Source organism: Candidatus Kryptoniota bacterium (assembly GCA_036567965.1).
Taxonomy (GTDB): domain Bacteria; phylum Bacteroidota; class Ignavibacteria; order Kryptoniales; family JAKASW01; genus JAKASW01.
In genome coordinates this window covers 417,962-433,852 of the sequence record DATCTN010000031.1, presented here as the reverse complement: position 1 = coordinate 433,852, position 15,891 = coordinate 417,962, and the positions used below count along the sequence as shown (strand labels likewise).

Genomic DNA, 15,891 nt, shown 5'->3' with positions numbered 1-15,891 from the left:
TCTTCTTGTTCATCTTGCTCCTTTATGATTGCCGTTGTGAAATGTCTGAAATCCGAACCCGATTACGGTTCGCTGCACGAGTGGAAGAAGCCGCACTTTGGACAAACGTACCTGCACCTGAATGTCTGAAGTCTCGACCCGCAATTGTCGCAGTAGTTCCAATATTCAGGAGAAGGATCGTTCGGCTTAACGGAGCCTTCGCTGGGTTTCAACTGCAATTCAGGAACATGTCCCGGTTCCAAAGTATGATCGTTTTCCACGTTCACGCGTATCAATTTTAACTAAGGTCGAAAGAAAATCCAATTTGATCCGCCGGACTCCACCCGGGTCAGGACATAAAAAAAGCCGGGCTAGACGGCCCGGCTTTTCAGTCAACCGATTTAAACGTCAGTTCGTACTCACATCCGAAAGATTGGGATCTTTTTGTCCGGTGGTCTCCTTCGACTCGGAAAACTTCAACTCGCCCGATCGCTTATCAATCTTGACTTTCACCACCATTCTTTCCGTGAAAGTTCCCTTGAGCATTTCTTCGGCGAGCGGGTCTTCCAGGTATCTCTGGATCGCCCTCTTCAGCGGACGGGCGCCGAACGCCGGATCGAATCCCTTCTCAGCGAGAAACTCCCTCGCCGGCTTGGTAAGATCCAGCTTAACTCCGAGAGCGCCCAGCCGTTTCCGAAGACTCTCGGTATGAATGTCGATTATCTTCTTGATGTCATCCGTTTCGAGATTATGGAATATAATCACGTCGTCGATCCTGTTCATGAATTCAGGATTAAAAAGACGCTTCATCGCCTCTTCGATGACGCCCTTCATCGATGTGTATCTATCTTCGGACGATGCTTGCCCGAACCCGAACGCGCCGGCCACCTTAATGTCACGGGTTCCGATGTTCGTGGTCATTATCAAAATAACGTTCTTGAAATCCACCCGCCTTCCGAGGCTGTCCGTCAAAATGCCGTCATCAAGAACCTGCAGAAGTATGTTGAAGACGTCAGGGTGCGCTTTTTCGATCTCGTCCAGCAGCACAACACTGTACGGCTTGCGTCTTACTTTCTCGGTGAGCTGACCGCCCTCTTCGTAGCCGACATATCCCGGAGGTGCTCCGACCAGGCGGCTGACGTTGAACTTTTCCATATACTCAGACATGTCGATGCGGACAAGCGCGTCCTCCGAATCGAAGAGGTATCTCGCAAGCGCCTTCGCAAGCTCGGTCTTTCCTACTCCTGTGGGACCGGCAAAGATAAACGAGCCGATCGGTCGCTTGGGATCTTTCAGCCCCGCGCGGGCACGGCGAATCGCTTTGCTCAATTTCTGAATCGCTTCACTCTGCCCAACGACAACTTTCGTCAACTCGTCGGACATTTTGAGCAGCTTCACCGACTCGCTCTCGGCAATCTTGTTAACGGGAATCCCCGTCATCATCGCGACGACGTCGGCCACGTGGTCTTCCGTAACTTCGTGCACTGTCGTCTCGGCCTTCAACTCCCATTCGCGCTTAGCGATTTCAAGATCTGACAGGAGTTTCTTCTCGAGATCGCGAAGACGCGCGGCCTCTTCAAAGTCCTGAGTCTTGACGACCTTGTTCTTCTGCTGTTTTATCTTTTCAATTTCTTCTTCGAGCTCGACTATTTCTTTAGGGGCGATGATGTTCGCAAGATGGATCCGCGAGCCAGCTTCATCCATTACATCGATGGCTTTATCGGGGAGGAACCTGTCGGTCATGTACCTGTCGCTTAGCTTCACCGCAGAGTCTATTGCAGCGTCCGTAAATCTGACGTTGTGATGCTCCTCGTACTTCTGTTTGATGTTATTGAGGATTTGAATCGTCTCATCGACCGTAGTCGGTTCCACCATTATTTTCTGGAATCTCCGGTCCAGCGCGCCGTCTTTCTCGATGTACTGCCTGTAGTCGTCGAGGGTCGTAGCCCCTATGCACTGTATCTCGCCTCTCGCGAGCGCGGGCTTGAACATGTTCGACGCGTCGAGCGATCCTGACGCGCCACCAGCGCCGACAATCGTGTGAAGTTCGTCTATAAAAAGGATCACGTCTTTCGCTTTTTCAAGCTCGTTCAGTACGGCTTTCATCCTCTCTTCGAACTGTCCGCGATACTTGGTTCCGGCGACAAGAGCCGCGAGATCGAGCGTCACAACCCGTTTATTATGAAGTACCCTGGAAACTTTTTTCTGCACGATCCTGAGAGCCAGACCTTCCGCAATTGCCGTCTTGCCGACACCGGGTTCCCCGATCAGGACCGGATTGTTCTTCTTCCGTCTCGCGAGCACCTGCGCGACTCGCTCAATTTCCTTTTCACGTCCGATTATGGGGTCGAGCTTGTCCTCAAGCGCGAGTTTTGTCAGGTCGCGTCCGAAGTTATCGAGGACCGGGGTCTTAGACTTCTCGCTCTTTCGCTGCTCGGTCCCCGCGCCGGGCGCGTGCTGAGTTGTCGGAGCCGCCGGTTGAGAGGGTCTCCCGTTTATAATATTGTCCAGCTCCTGGCGGACACTGTCATACGTTACATTAAACTGGTGAAGGATCTGCGAAGCGACATTATCATCGTCGCGCAAAAGCGACAGAAGGAGATGCTCCGTTCCGATGACATCGGATTTGTAAAGCTTCGCTTCCAGGTAAGTTATCTTTAAAACTTTTTCCGCCTGTTTTGTGAGCGGTATGTTCCCGATCGTAAGCGTGCCCCCGGACGTGCGTACCGTGTCCTCGACCGCTTTCTTTAATTTGTACAGGTCAACGCCGAGGTTCCGCAGTATCTTTACCGCTATCCCCTCACCCTCGCGAATTATCCCCAGAAGGAGATGCTCGGTCCCGATGAAGTCGTGCCCAAGCCTCAACGCCTCTTCGCGGCTGAGTCTGATTACGTCCTGTACCCGGTTAGAAAAATTACCTTCCATTTCAATCCTAATGGTTTAGTTCCGTTCCTAAAATCAACAAATTCGCGTCTTGTCAAGTTTCAACTTATCAATTCAAAGGACTCTGACAGAATTCTTATCGTTAATTTATACTAGCATCCTACTATTATCAAACAACGAAATATGACAAAAAACACCCTTGCCTTCTCTTTCAATTTCGGAATCCCACGAAGAAAATCAAGTCAGCCAGGAAGCGCGTGAAACGGAGGTTCAAATCGGGATTAGGGAACTTGCAGTGGTTGGCGGACTTGGGAAAGTTTTTCCGTGATATTCGGATATCCACTCGACTCTGAATGTCATGCTGGTGATAACGCTCGGAAGGTTTCTCTCTGACCCCGCCAAATGGATTTGAACAATCGACATGAGAGCTTAAATTCAAAAGCTTCGGAACCAATCACTTTTATTGTGGCACTACCGTGAAAATTGATAGACTAATTCAAACTCTGCTCCCTCACGACGAAAAATTCTATACCCTGTTCGAGGAATCAACGAAGCTGCTTCTGAAAGCCTCCGTCGCTCTGAGGAAGATTCCGGATTCCGATGCGGTACAGACGCAGGCGCTCGTGAAAGAGATAGAGGACCTCGAGCACCAGGCGGACGAAGTCACGCACAACATATTTGCAGAGCTCAATAAGACTTTCGTCACTCCCTTCGATCGTGAAGATATCCACGAGCTTGCGTCAGCGCTTGACGACATCATGGATTATATAAACGGAAGCGCGTCCAGATTCGTGCTATACAATGTCCACCAGAGAACCCAGTACCTGAGGCGGCTTAATGAGATAATACAGCAATCCGTCGAGGCAATCGGCAAAGGGGTTTCATACCTGAGAGATTTCCGGAATTCCGCTGCGCTCCAGGAAATCCTGAAGAAAGTAAACGAATACGAGAACGATGCGGACACTGTGTTCGCTCTCGCGGTAGCAGATTTATTCGAAAACGAAAAGAACGTCATCGAACTGATAAAGTTGAAGGAGATCTACGTGGGATTGGAAACGGCGACAGATCGCTGTGAAGATGTCGCGAATGTCCTCGAATCCATATTGATCAAACATGCCTGATACATTCCTTCAGCGATGAGCACACTCGTAGTCCTCATCATCCTCGTCGCGCTTGTATTCGACTTCCTGAACGGCTTCCATGATTCAGCCAACTCAATAGCAACCGTTGTGTCCACCAGAGTGCTCACGCCTCGCAAGGCCGTGGTGTGGGCGGCATTTTTCAATTTTGTCGCGGCCTTTTTCTTTACGCTGAAGGTAGCAGGCACGCTGGGGGAAGGGTTGGTCGAATTGCATTCGGTGACAGTCTATGTAATTCTCGGCGGACTCATTGGCGCAATTCTCTGGGATATCATAACATGGTACTACGGACTTCCAACCAGTTCCTCCCACGCTCTTATCGGCGGATACGCCGGAGCCGCGATAGCCAATGCGGGTTTCTCAGTGATAATCCCTGCCGGATGGACGCCAACACTTGCATTTATCGTGGTAGCCCCCGTGATGGGGCTCTTGGTGGCTTTCGTACTCATGATGAGCGTAATATGGGCATTCCACAAAAGATCGTCTACACGAGTAAACGGCGCATTCAGAAAATTACAGCTGGTCTCCGCGGCTTTCTTAAGTCTCGGTCACGGAACGAACGACGCACAGAAGACGATGGGAATTATAACCGGACTTCTGGTTACCACCGGTTATCTGAGCTCATTTCATGTACCGATCTGGGTCGTTCTGATCTGCCATTTTGCAATCGCAATGGGAACTCTGTTCGGCGGTTGGAGGATCGTGAAGACGATGGGACAAAAGATTACGAGACTCAGGCCCGTGGACGGATTTTGTGCTGAGACGGCCGGCGGCATCACGCTCTTGATAGGAACGTATTTCGGCATACCGATAAGCACGACTCATACAATAAATGGCGGCATCATGGGAGTCGGAGCGACACGTCGAGTCTCGGCAGTCAGATGGGGAGTTGCAGGGAACATCGTCCTGGTATGGGTCCTGACAATTCCAATTTCCGCTCTTATCGGTGCCGGCGCTTACAAGATTATCTCAATATTCATCAAGTAAGAAATCATTGGCTGACTCAAGCTGCGTCCGAACTGCACGGTGCGATCATCCTGCCGTTATAAATTTCGATAGCTGTTCGCTTGTCGCATTGCCGACCAAAGTTGAATTCCCAACTTCAATTACCGGAAGTGCTCTGATTCCCTTCTTGATCACCAAATCCGGTTTCAATGTCACATCGATCTCGGTGAGCTCGAATCCCATGCTCTTCTGGAGTTCCACCAGTCTTCTTTTCACAATTGGACAAAACGGACAACCAACTCCTGTGTAAAGCTTGACCGCCGCATCGGACGATCTCTGTTCACTCGCCGGCTGATCGTCTACAGAGCCGTATCCCATGTACCGCGAGATCTTCGGGAAATAATGAACGTACGCTCTCATCGCGATGTAAATAAATACAAGCCATAGCGCCGCTTGAATGTAATTACCGAACAACAAATAGGCGATCACGCCGCCGATCAATATCAACCAGCTGATGTAAACTAAACTAATGTGACATTGCTGTTTCATTTTGCCTCCTGATTCTCACAACCGACAGACTTCAACGACAAAATATTGATCTACACCCATCCGAAATTACGTGTGCTGTATTTGCTTTCCTCTGACATTTACCCACCACATTCGAGAATGCAGTGGATAGATGAAATTAGATTGTGGATTCGATTCGGTCAACCCGTCCGCAAATTGCCATAGGAATCGTGGTGTTAGGGCAAGTGGCATCTGGGCTGGTCGTCCGCGAGAATGATTATGAGAGGAAACGTGCATATCTTGCAGCGAGAAACAGCTCTGAGAGGTTTGCAAATGGAATTGGGAAGACAGCTTGTGCTCGACGAACTTTTCGATCTGACGCTGTACAAAAATGTGAGCCGGTACGCTCCGAAGGGTATGGAGCCGATGTTCGCAGAGCTTATCCCGACAGAAGCGAGACACTTTGCGTTCTGGCAGGATTTCTTTTCAGTGAAGGTTGATAAGCTCGACCTCAAGCGTCGGATAAAGCTTTTCATTTTGACGATGGTGATCAGAGTTCTGGGCACTCTTGGTTTGCACCTCGTGTTGGAGGCCATTGAAGTTTACGGCGTTCGGAAATACGTGACAGTCTGGGAGAAATACAAAGGAACTCCCACCGGGGACGCAGTCCGGAAAATACTCGAAGATGAATTTCAGCATGAAGACGAAATCGTCTCATCGTCAATTGAAAGGCGTATTCATCCGGAACGGGTGCGGAACATTTTTCTCGGATTGAACGACGGCCTCGTCGAGATTCTCGGCGCAGTATCAGGATTCTTCGCGGCTCTATCGAACATACCCGCGATCATGGCCGCCAGCGTGGCGGTAGCGATTGCAGGCGCGATTTCGATGGCGGCAGGCGCTTATGCTGCCGTCAGCTCGGAAAAAGAAGTGGAAAGGATTGAGACTGCGAAAAAGGAATTCACGGATGAAGGTCCAGTAAAGATCGACGGGGATTCGTCAAGCCCTATGGAATCTGCAGTCGTAGTCGGCGTGTCGTATCTCCTGGGCGCGGTCGTGCCGATATTGCCCATCCTTCTCGGCGCGAAAGTCATCTTTTGGCCTCTCGCCGTCGCAGCCGTCATTATGGTCGTCATCTCGACGATCATCGCGTTCCTTTCAGGCATGCGGATCTCGAGGAGATTGCTTATGAACCTCGCGATACTTCTCATAGCGGTCGGTGTAACCTACGCGGTGGGTCTGCTCGTGAGATCGGTGTTCGGGATTAATATCTGATCAGCTTCCTGGGCTCGCGGGGCGCATCCTTCAATGTGCGTCGAGCCAATTCGGTCCCTTTCCGACTTCCACATCTATCGGAACGTCCAGCTTGAGCGCGTTCTTCATTTTATCGGAAACGAGCTCTTCCAACTCCTTGACCTCATCTTTAGGAGCTTCGAAGACCAACTCATCGTGAACCTGCAGGATCATCCGCGATCTCAGCTTCCTTTTTTTCATTTCACGGTAAATCGCCACCATCGCGAGCTTGATCATGTCCGCAGCGGTTCCCTGAATCGGCATATTTATCGCCTGCCTTTCTTCTGCCATCCTCACCGCCGAGTTCTTGCTGTTGATGTTGGAGAGATAGCGTCTTCTCCCGAGAAGCGTCTCGACGTAGCCGTGCTTCCTGGCGAATTCCAGAGTGCTGTTGATGTATTCTTTCACACGGGGAAATCTCCGAAAGTATGTGTCGATCACTTCCTTTGCTTCGCTCTGTGAAATCCTGAGACGGATCTTTAAGCCGAACGGTCCGATGCCGTACAAAAGCCCGAAGTTCACCTCCTTCGCTTTGCGCCTCATGTCAGTCGTGACCTTGTCAGGGGTCACACCGAACACTTTGGATGCGGTAGTTCGGTGAATGTCTTCGTGCTTCTTGAAAGCATCTATGAGCCCCTCGTCCTTGCAGATATGCGCCATCACTCTCAGTTCTATTTGTGAATAGTCGGCTGAAACCATGACCCAACCTTTTTCACCGGGCACGAACGCTTTCCGGATTTCCTTTCCCATTTCTCCACGAATGGGAATGTTCTGCAAGTTGGGATCGGAAGAGCTGAGTCTCCCCGTCGCGGCCACAGTCTGGTTGAACGAGGTGTGAATTCTCCCGGTCTGCGGATGCACGAGCGTCGGAAGTGAGTCGACATATGTTGACTTAAGCTTCGTAAGTTTCCGGTATGTCAAGATCTTCTCGGCGATCGGATTCTGCGCGCTGATTTCTTCAAGCACGAAGACATCCGTTGAAAATCCTGTTTTCGTCCTTTTTGTCGGGCCGAGTTTCATTTTGTTAAATAAGATATCGCCGAGCTGTTTCGGCGAATTTATGTTGAACTCGGTTCCGGCGAGTTGGTAAATCTCACGCTGCGTATTATCCGCCATCCTCTCGAGCTCTTTCGATATTTGCGAGAGTATTTCAGTGTCTATCGCAACGCCCGTCCGCTCGACCGTCGCGAGGACTTCCACTAAGGGGAACTCCATTTTCTGGCAGAGGTCGGTGAGCTTGAGCTTGTCGAGTTTCTCGCGGAGTACTTCGGCAAGCTGTAGCGCGATATCGGCGTCTTCTCCGGAATATTCCGCCACCACTTTCGGTTCAACATCCCGCATATTCTTCTGGTTTTTGCCTGATCCTATGAGCTCCTCTATTGCCACCGGTTTGTAGTGAAGATGCTCCTTCGCAAGCGCATCCAGATTGTGCTGGGAATCAGGATTGAGAACGTATGCCGCTACCATCGTGTCGAATTCGATTCCCTGTGTAATGACATCGTAGTTCGAGAGAACCAGAAAATCATATTTCAAATTTTGCCCTATCTTCCTGATCTTCGCGGATTCAAAAATCGGTTTCAGAACTTTGATCGCGTCTTTCGCCGATATCCCCTCCCGCGCCTCGCCTCCCGAAAACAAATCTCCGTCTTCAGACACTATACTCACGTAGTAAGCCTCGTGAGGTTTTACCGACAGAGAAATTCCGACGAGCTTTGCCTTCAGCGCATCGGTGTCGGTGGTTTCGGTGTCCATCGAGAGTAACTCGGTTTCTTTCAATTTCACGGCGAGCTTCTGAAGATCCGACAGCCGATTGATAAGTCTGTAGTTATGTTTGACAGTGGCTATCGTGTCGTAGTCGGATGTGTCGGGAGCGATTTCCGCCTCAGGAACGGGTTCATCTTCTTTGCCAGCCGATGGGAGAACCATTTCCCTTGCCTTTCGGAGGAGCGACTTGAATTCAAGCTCTTCAAAAAGACTCGTGATTGCATTACCATCCGGATTCTTTTCTTTGAGCGTGTGAAAGTCGACGCCCAATGGAACATCTGTTTTGATCGTGACAAGCTTCTTCGAGAGAAGGGCCATCTTCTTCCCCTGTTTGATCTTCTCACGCAGAGCCGGCTTGTCTATCTCGTCCGCGCTCGCAAGAAGTTTTTCTACCGATCCGTATTTTTGGATCAGCGGGATAGCAGTCTTATCGCCGACGCCCTTGATTCCGGGTACGTTATCGACAGCATCTCCCGTAAGTGCAAGGACTTCGATAACCTGCGACGGCTTCACTCCGAATTTCTTTTCCACGCCTTTTTCATCTACGATCTCCACGTCCATTCCGCTCTTGCCGGGTTTATACATTTTTATTTTCGGCGTGACTAACTGCATGAAGTCCTTGTCTCCCGTCACCATCATGACGTTTATATTTTCTTTCGAAGCGATCTGGGCGAGAGTGCCGATGACATCATCGGCTTCATAGCCGGGCCGTTCGACTATGGGCACGCCGAACGCCTTGAGAATTTCCTTTATATGCTTCATCTGTTCTATCATCTCTTCAGGCATCTTCTCGCGAGTCGCTTTGTACTCGGGATATTCCTTATGACGGAATGTAGGTTCGGGAGTATCGAAGACCGCCACAAGATAGTCGGGTTTCTCGTCGCCGATGATCTTCAGGAGATAATTGGTGAAGCCAAATGCAGCGCTTGTATTGACACCCTTGGAATTGATCAACGGCCGTCCGATCAGGGCGAAATAAGCACGATAGGCCAGTGCGGTGCCGTCAAGGATGAAGAATCTTTTCGTGGACATCGAGTGCTCCTCTTTGTTCTAATTTAACAAAGATAACGGGTGCTAGAAAATCAAAGGTTTTCTAATTATATGGAATGACATTTCAGCAGACCGGGGAAAATCGTCATTGAGTTTGTACTTCTACGAACGCTCGACTATCTTAATCGAAAAAGGAGGATCGATGTCGGAACAACCTGTCAACACGGAACAACCACCCTCGCCGGGTTCCTCAGGGCAGGAGTCGATTTCATTCCTCGACAAAGCGGCAGGCGTCTTTTACGAACCGTCTAAGGTTTTTGAATCATTGAAGACATCTCCCTTGAAGTTCGCAGACTGGTTCGTGCCGGTTCTCCTTGTCGCTTTGCTCGCGGGAGTCAACGTCTATCTCCGCTTTGCGTCGCCCGACTTGAGGTTCCAGATGGCTCAAATGCAGGAGCGTTACATAGACAACATGGTGACGCAGGGGAAAATGACTGCCGACCAGGCGCAACAAGCTAAGGACAGGATGGAGAACGGTTCGACTTCTGTGACTGTCGTCAGTGTCATCGTGGCAATCGTTGCCGTTTTCATTTTCTTCTTCATTATTGCCGGGATCTGGTTCCTGGTGGGCAAGTTTGCGCTGAAGGGAAACATCACTTACACCCATGCCCTCGGCATACTCGGGCTGTCTGAATGGATCGCCGTCGTGGGAGTTATAATCGGAACCGTTGTTATGGTCGCAATGTCACGACTGGACGGTGGACTGCATCTCGGTTTACTCACTCAGATGAACACGGACAGCAAGGCTTATCTTTTTATGTCGAAGATCGACGTGTTCACAATCTGGTCATTAGTCGTCATAGCGATCGGGCTCGGGAGATTTGCCGGGAGGAAAGGTATCATGCCGGCTGCGTGTGTGTGTGCAGTGTGGGTGATATGGGTACTCGTCAGTATCTTCGCACTTGGCGGTCGGTTCGGCTGATAAAAATTTACAGATTGACCGTATCAAAAAGGCAGGAAACCACAACTCCTGCCTTTTCTTTTTGATAGTCTCAATCCTTTATGAGTCCGGTCAACTCGTTACGAGAAAAATTCCTTCGGGATTTAATCAAATCTCTCGCCACGTCTACCTTGCCCCACGTGTTCCAGAGGAGCACCCCTCTCAGTTTTCCAGTCTCCAGATAGTAGACCACACCTTTCCTGTACTTCTCTTCCCACTCCTCAACTGTTTGCAGCCTCGAATCAATCAAGCCGACCGCTTCATATCCCAGATCAAACATGTCCGTATAGAAGAACGGGAGGTGGTCATAGGACTCGGATCTCCCTGCCATGTTATGGCCGGCGGTAAGTCCCATCATGTTAGCATTATCCTCGTGCTCCACACGCATTCGCAAATCGAGTGGCTTGCTGTAAAAGTTCGCCACGTCACCTGCCGCAAATATGTCATGGTTGTCGGTTCTGAGAAATTCATCGACGACAATTCCATTCCCGACCGCGAGGTTCACTGATTTCGCGATTTCGTCGTTCGGGATGATGCCGAGACCCGCGACTATCCCGTCGGTGGATATCAATTCACCGTTCCCCGTCCTGAGTTTGTAATGCTCGCCGACCGACTCAATTCCATCTACCGTTCCCCCTGATATCACCTTCACGCCTTTTCCGGCATAATACGAATTGAGGAATCCGGACAGTCCACCGGGATATGCCCTTGAACCGATTCCGTCTTCGGGAAAGATCATTGTCACGTGCTTGCCGTTCATGGCGAGTGCAGCCGCAATTTCCGATCCGATGAAGCCGCCGCCTATGACCACAAAATCATTCTTCACTTGGCAAAGCTTTTTCAGTTTCCTGTAATCAGCCACAGTCCTGAAGTAAATGACGCCGTCACCACCGAATGGAAGCTTGCGTGGAGTTCCGCCGGTGGCGAGCAGGAGTTTCTCGTAGCGAAAGGTTTTTCCGTCGCTTGACTTCACAGCCTTCTCCTCCGCGTTTACCGACAGAACGCGGGTGGAGAGAAAGATGTCCCGGGATTCTTCATCCCCCTTTCTCCAGATTGAATCGAGCGGATCGCCTTTCCATAGACCTTTCGATAATGGCGGCCTGTTGTACGGTGCATCGGCTTCTGAAGAGAAAACAGCAATCTTTCCCGATTTGTCCACTTCCCCGATTCCATTCACCGCAGAATCCGCGGTCATACCGCCGCCCACGATGATGTATTTATATTCGCTCATTACTCTCCTTGAATTTCGATAAGATAAGATCCCTGCAGGACGATCCGAATATTCTAACAGAAACTTTCGACATTAGTTCCAAACGCATGGTTAACCGGTTTCCGACACGATTGCTATTTAGTCTGCCGGCTCTTAAACTTACGCGCAATCTAATCTTGAGGGTCCATTACATGAAAGCCGAATTCCTTGATCGTGTGAATCGCCTAGCGACAGATAACGTCTCGAGCGCCCAGCAAATTGTGAAAGATGCTCTCGGTCTGCTTTACGATTACTGCACTGTCGAATTCGCGAGTCCGGATTTCGCAAAGGAACTGGCCTCTTTGTGTTCATCCGTTTCGAACTCGCAGTCCCAAATGGCCGCGCTATCTAACGTCTGCAAACTGGTCACTGCCGGTGTTTCAAGCATGGATGCAGCGCACGCCGCAAAGTACATAGATGATCTTCGTGCGAGTGTGAACAGAGCGCCGACGGATGCCGCTAAGCTGGCAGCTGAGTTGATCAATGACGGGAAATCTTATGCGACGCTAAGCCAGAGCGAATTTGTGCTGAGCGCATTTGGAGCCGCTGCCGAAAACGGGAAGTTTGTCCGCGTATTTGTAATGGAGTCCCGCCCGCTTTTCGAGGGACGACAAACGGCGCGGTCGCTGAAGAGAATGGGACACAGACCGACACTTATCGCTGACGCCTCTGTCGGTTGTTTCATAGAGGAGATTGATTCGGCATTCGTCGGTGCCGACGCGATACTGGCAGACGGCACACTGGTTAACAAAATCGGCTCTTACCCGCTTGCCACGCTGTGTGCCGCGGGAAAAAAGGACTTTTATGCTGTAACCAGCGTGTTGAGATGCGATCCCGTCAAGAAGCCGGCTGATTTCGTGAACAAGGAAGAGAGCTCGCATGAGATATTCGCAAATCCTGAGTTTGAAATAAAAAATCTCTACTTCGATAAAATAGCGCCTCATCTCATCACCGGCTTCATCACGGAAGCCGGCGTCTTCTCACCGATAAGCGGGCTCGAACAACTAAAAGCCGCAATGCATGACCGCTATCGATAAACCTCTCGCCGGCGAAATTCAATCAACGCGACAACGAGTTGGCAAGTTCGAGCGCGAGGTCAACGCGACTACAATACCACTTATAGCTTTCGGCGCAGCTCTCAACGTCGTCATCGGCCAGGCGGTGCAGCTAATCAAACTTCCGATCTACCTCGACTCGGTAGGCACAGTCCTGATCGGATGCATAGTGGGACCTATTGCCGGAATGCTTACGGGCGCGATAGCAAATCTCACACTGGGATTCTTCTTCAATTATGCGTTCATCTTTTTCATACCTGTCGCTCTGGTCATCGGGGCTTTTAGCGGGATGGTTGCCAGACTCGGAGTTTTCAAAAGATGGTACACAGCGGTTGCTTCGGGAATCCTTCAAGGCGTAATCTCTGCAATCGCCTCCGCGCCTATTGCGGCCTTCATGTTCGGGGGCGTGACTATGGGCGGGACGGACTTTCTCGTCTTGTATTTCCGAGCCGTGGGCAAGTCGATCATGCAGAGCACTCTCATGCAGGGACTCGCTGCGGATCCGGTAGACAAGGCGATTAGTTATTTCCTCGTTTATTTACTCTTGACAAGAATCCCGCGCACAATTTTGAGGAGACTTCCGGGCTTTGCCAATTCCCGATAGGTTCGTCAAAAGATACAACCCACTGAATCACTACGCCGTGCTCGCTGTGATTATCGCGGCTTTCTCTTTCAAGCTCGAATGGCAAGCCGTATTGCTCGCGGTTCTGATTAGTGTGACACTGGTTTCGAGGCACCGCAGACAGATTTATAGAGGCTTCATGAAGTTCGTCTTTCCACTTATCGTAATCGGCTTTGCAATAAACGGCATGTTCTTCACCGGGGATGTGGCATTCTCTCTTGGCCCGATAGCGTTTAAAGAGCAGGGTCTGATTTTCGCCGCCACCGTCTCAGTCCGCCTCATGCTCATTGTAATTTCAATCGGATACTTCTTCTCGAAAGTCGAATCAGAAACGCTCGCTGAGTATATGGTCTCAAGTGGCGCCGATCGTCGGCTAGTTTATATTTACCTCCTTTCGATCGCGATGGTACATCTTATGAAGGACAAGCTCGGGAAGATCTTCGTAGCTCAATCGGCACGAGGCCTCGACCCTACACGTGATTTATCCGCTCGCGCGAAATACATTTTACCCCTCCTTGTCCCGCTCGCGTATTCTTATCTAGCTGAAAGCCTCGACAGGGGCATGGCTCTCAACGCGGCGCATCTTGACACCCACATGAGAACGAGAAATGCAGGCGCCAGCACAAGCACACTGCTTGTAATCGAGACGAACATCCCTGGTTTGATCACGGGGAGACTATTACTTGCTGCAACTATCGTGTTCGGAATTTTCGAGTTGCTCGGATGAACATCCTATCATTTAAAAATTATTCGTTTTCGTACTCCGATGATACCCACGCTGCGCTGCACAACATAGCTCTTAATGTTGAGGAAGGGGAAAGTATTGTGGTCTCCGGCCTGAGCGGATCGGGCAAATCGACATTGTGCATGGCCGCATCCGATCTGACTGGAAATTTTCCGGCGTCGATCTCCGAGGGTGAAATTCGTCATGGCAGGCGTTCGGAGTCAACGCGTTCGAGTGTCAGTGTGGTTCTGCAGAATTTTTACGCTCAGATCACGTATTTGCGATCCACGGTCTTTGAGGAGATTGCGTTTCCCTGCGAGAATATCGGTCTCGAAAGGAACGAGATCATAAAAAGAGTCGAAGACACGATATCGAAGATGAAGATAGAGAATCTTGCGTACAGGAACCCTCTCGAGCTTTCAGGCGGTGAAAAGCAGAAAGTCGTCATTGCAGCCGCAATCGCGGTGAAACCTTATTTACTCGTGCTGGACGAACCCATGAGCCAACTTGATTCGGAAAGCACACGTTATCTCGGCGATTTGCTATTAGACCTGAAGCGAGAGGTGACACTTTTTGTCGCAGAAAATGATCCCTACCTCTCTCTCAAGATTGCCGATCGATTGGTCCTATTGTATGAAGGTCAGATTATTGCCGACGGCCCACCCGCTCAGGTTCTCGGACCATTAAGCGAACCGCATGTAGACCTACCCGCCTGGACAAAATGCGTGTCGGAAGCGACGCGCAGAAAACTTTTTTCGGACCGGAGCGATGTAAATCCTTTCGAACTCAATTATCGTCTTGCTTTATCAGCGCTCATGAGCTTGAAATGAAAATCACGTTTGAACGGGTCAGCTACTCATATGTGAACGATCAGAGTGACCGCGGATTGGTTGCCGGCAATAGACTTACCGAAACGAACTCACCTTCGGCTTCTTTCCTGGCTCTGGAGGACGTTTCCTGTGTCATCGAAGAAGCAACAGTATCCCTGCTGGCAGGGCACAACGGTTCAGGAAAAAGTACGTTTTTAAAACTTATGAATGGAATCCTGAAACCATGTGGTGGAACAGTAATCCTGGGCGACATCCCAACGGCCGACAGGAAGACAAGCGAGTTAGCGCGATACTGTTCTTTGTGTTTCCAAAATCCGGACGATCAATTGTTTGCAGCCACAGTGGAAAAAGAGATAAGATTCGGACTTGAGAACATTAAATCAAATGATTCTCTCTACAGGAGTGTGTTGCAGATTCTCAATCTCACTGAATTACTTAAGTCAAATCCATTCGCACTTACATATGCTCAGAAGAGGATTGTGGCGATCGCGGCGTGCGTGGCGATGGATACGCCTATCGTTGCTTTGGATGAGCCGACAGCGGGCCTCTCCATGAGAGAGAAGGAGAATTTGAAGGGCTTGCTGGAATTCCTTAAATCACGGGGGAAGACAATCGTTATCGTATCTCACGATCTGGAATTCTTTCTCCCTATAGCCGACGATGTTGTGTTGCTATCGAAAGGACGAATCAGATACGCCGGTGGCAAGAACGGACTTTTCGGCAAAGGAAATTCACGAGTGGTATTCAGGGAATCCGGAGTGAATTATCCGGTCTTTAGACGTATCGCAGAAGTTCTCGGCCTGGAGGAGCCTTCATTCGACGCAAAGGCGATTATCGATGAGCTCTCAAAAAAGAGAGCCGGCACCACCCTGCGCACAAACGGGTAGCGCCAGCTCGAGGGGGCATAACAA

Annotated in this window: 13 protein-coding genes; 9 read left to right on the top strand and 4 right to left on the bottom strand. The window is 50.2% G+C overall.

Annotated features, from left to right (window positions below; genetic code table 11):
• Positions 1 to 387: 387 nt before the first annotated feature.
• Entirely contained in the window at positions 388 to 2,904 is a 2,517-nt protein-coding gene (locus VIS48_16590; protein HEY9167773.1) for an ATP-dependent Clp protease ATP-binding subunit, read from the bottom strand.
• Positions 2,905 to 3,338: 434 nt separating this feature from the next.
• Here VIS48_16590 and VIS48_16585 point away from each other — a divergent pair, with 434 nt between their 5' ends.
• Both VIS48_16585 and VIS48_16580 read left to right on the top strand, forming a co-directional pair.
• Positions 3,339 to 3,983, top strand: coding sequence for a DUF47 family protein (locus VIS48_16585; GenBank protein HEY9167772.1), 645 nt, complete (start codon positions 3,339 to 3,341; stop codon positions 3,981 to 3,983).
• Between the two features lie 15 nt (positions 3,984 to 3,998).
• On the top strand, positions 3,999 to 4,988 hold the full coding sequence (locus tag VIS48_16580) for an inorganic phosphate transporter (protein HEY9167771.1): 990 nt from the start codon (positions 3,999 to 4,001) through the stop codon (positions 4,986 to 4,988).
• Between the two features lie 45 nt (positions 4,989 to 5,033).
• On the opposite strand, the gene VIS48_16575 is transcribed toward VIS48_16580, so the two are convergent.
• On the bottom strand, positions 5,034 to 5,495 hold the full coding sequence (locus VIS48_16575) for a hypothetical protein (GenBank protein HEY9167770.1): 462 nt from the start codon (positions 5,493 to 5,495) through the stop codon (positions 5,034 to 5,036).
• 291 nt (positions 5,496 to 5,786) lie between these two features.
• Here VIS48_16575 and VIS48_16570 point away from each other — a divergent pair, with 291 nt between their 5' ends.
• Positions 5,787 to 6,728 carry a VIT1/CCC1 transporter family protein gene (locus VIS48_16570; GenBank protein ID HEY9167769.1) on the top strand — a complete coding sequence of 314 codons (942 nt, stop codon included), beginning with the start codon at positions 5,787 to 5,789 and terminating at the stop codon, positions 6,726 to 6,728.
• Positions 6,729 to 6,758: 30 nt separating this feature from the next.
• Here the strand turns inward: VIS48_16570 and polA are convergent, their stop codons facing one another.
• Positions 6,759 to 9,542, bottom strand: coding sequence for a DNA polymerase I (gene polA, locus VIS48_16565; GenBank protein HEY9167768.1), 2,784 nt, complete (start codon positions 9,540 to 9,542; stop codon positions 6,759 to 6,761).
• A 160-nt stretch (positions 9,543 to 9,702) separates the two neighbouring features.
• On the opposite strand from polA, the gene VIS48_16560 reads away from it, so the two are divergent.
• Entirely contained in the window at positions 9,703 to 10,482 is a 780-nt protein-coding gene (locus VIS48_16560; GenBank protein ID HEY9167767.1) for a YIP1 family protein, read from the top strand.
• A 70-nt stretch (positions 10,483 to 10,552) separates the two neighbouring features.
• Here the strand turns inward: VIS48_16560 and VIS48_16555 are convergent, their stop codons facing one another.
• Positions 10,553 to 11,731, bottom strand: a complete 1,179-nt coding sequence (locus VIS48_16555; GenBank protein HEY9167766.1) for an FAD/NAD(P)-binding oxidoreductase — start codon at positions 11,729 to 11,731, stop codon at positions 10,553 to 10,555.
• A 170-nt stretch (positions 11,732 to 11,901) separates the two neighbouring features.
• Here VIS48_16555 and VIS48_16550 point away from each other — a divergent pair, with 170 nt between their 5' ends.
• The 5 genes from VIS48_16550 to VIS48_16530 are packed head-to-tail and all read left to right on the top strand — an operon-like array spanning position 11,902 to position 15,867.
• Positions 11,902 to 12,786, top strand: a complete 885-nt coding sequence (locus VIS48_16550; GenBank protein HEY9167765.1) for a hypothetical protein — start codon at positions 11,902 to 11,904, stop codon at positions 12,784 to 12,786.
• Positions 12,770 to 13,408 (top strand): ECF transporter S component, encoded by a 639-nt coding sequence (locus VIS48_16545; GenBank protein ID HEY9167764.1) that lies wholly within the window; start codon positions 12,770 to 12,772, stop codon positions 13,406 to 13,408. The genes VIS48_16550 and VIS48_16545 overlap by 17 nt, the downstream gene beginning before the upstream one ends.
• Complete coding sequence (locus tag VIS48_16540; protein ID HEY9167763.1) at positions 13,392 to 14,153, top strand: energy-coupling factor transporter transmembrane component T; 762 nt, start codon at positions 13,392 to 13,394, stop codon at positions 14,151 to 14,153. The genes VIS48_16545 and VIS48_16540 overlap by 17 nt, the downstream gene beginning before the upstream one ends.
• Positions 14,150 to 14,980 carry an ABC transporter ATP-binding protein gene (locus tag VIS48_16535; GenBank protein HEY9167762.1) on the top strand — a complete coding sequence of 277 codons (831 nt, stop codon included), beginning with the start codon at positions 14,150 to 14,152 and terminating at the stop codon, positions 14,978 to 14,980. The genes VIS48_16540 and VIS48_16535 overlap by 4 nt, the downstream gene beginning before the upstream one ends.
• A complete protein-coding gene (locus VIS48_16530; protein HEY9167761.1) occupies positions 14,977 to 15,867 on the top strand; it encodes an ABC transporter ATP-binding protein in 891 nt (296 codons plus the stop codon). Before VIS48_16535 ends, VIS48_16530 begins: the two co-directional genes overlap by 4 nt.
• The last annotated feature ends 24 nt before the right edge of the window (positions 15,868 to 15,891 follow it).

Coding starts and splice junctions, on each gene's coding strand:
- VIS48_16590 (HEY9167773.1), bottom strand. CDS start 2,904: ATGGAAGGTAATTTTTCTAACCGGGTACAGGACGTAATCAGACTCAGC.
- VIS48_16580 (HEY9167771.1), top strand. CDS start 3,999: ATGAGCACACTCGTAGTCCTCATCATCCTCGTCGCGCTTGTATTCGAC.
- VIS48_16575 (HEY9167770.1), bottom strand. CDS start 5,495: ATGAAACAGCAATGTCACATTAGTTTAGTTTACATCAGCTGGTTGATA.
- VIS48_16570 (HEY9167769.1), top strand. CDS start 5,787: ATGGAATTGGGAAGACAGCTTGTGCTCGACGAACTTTTCGATCTGACG.
- polA (HEY9167768.1), bottom strand. CDS start 9,542: ATGTCCACGAAAAGATTCTTCATCCTTGACGGCACCGCACTGGCCTAT.
- VIS48_16560 (HEY9167767.1), top strand. CDS start 9,703: ATGTCGGAACAACCTGTCAACACGGAACAACCACCCTCGCCGGGTTCC.
- VIS48_16555 (HEY9167766.1), bottom strand. CDS start 11,731: ATGAGCGAATATAAATACATCATCGTGGGCGGCGGTATGACCGCGGAT.
- VIS48_16550 (HEY9167765.1), top strand. CDS start 11,902: ATGAAAGCCGAATTCCTTGATCGTGTGAATCGCCTAGCGACAGATAAC.
- VIS48_16545 (HEY9167764.1), top strand. CDS start 12,770: ATGACCGCTATCGATAAACCTCTCGCCGGCGAAATTCAATCAACGCGA.
- VIS48_16535 (HEY9167762.1), top strand. CDS start 14,150: ATGAACATCCTATCATTTAAAAATTATTCGTTTTCGTACTCCGATGAT.
- VIS48_16530 (HEY9167761.1), top strand. CDS start 14,977: ATGAAAATCACGTTTGAACGGGTCAGCTACTCATATGTGAACGATCAG.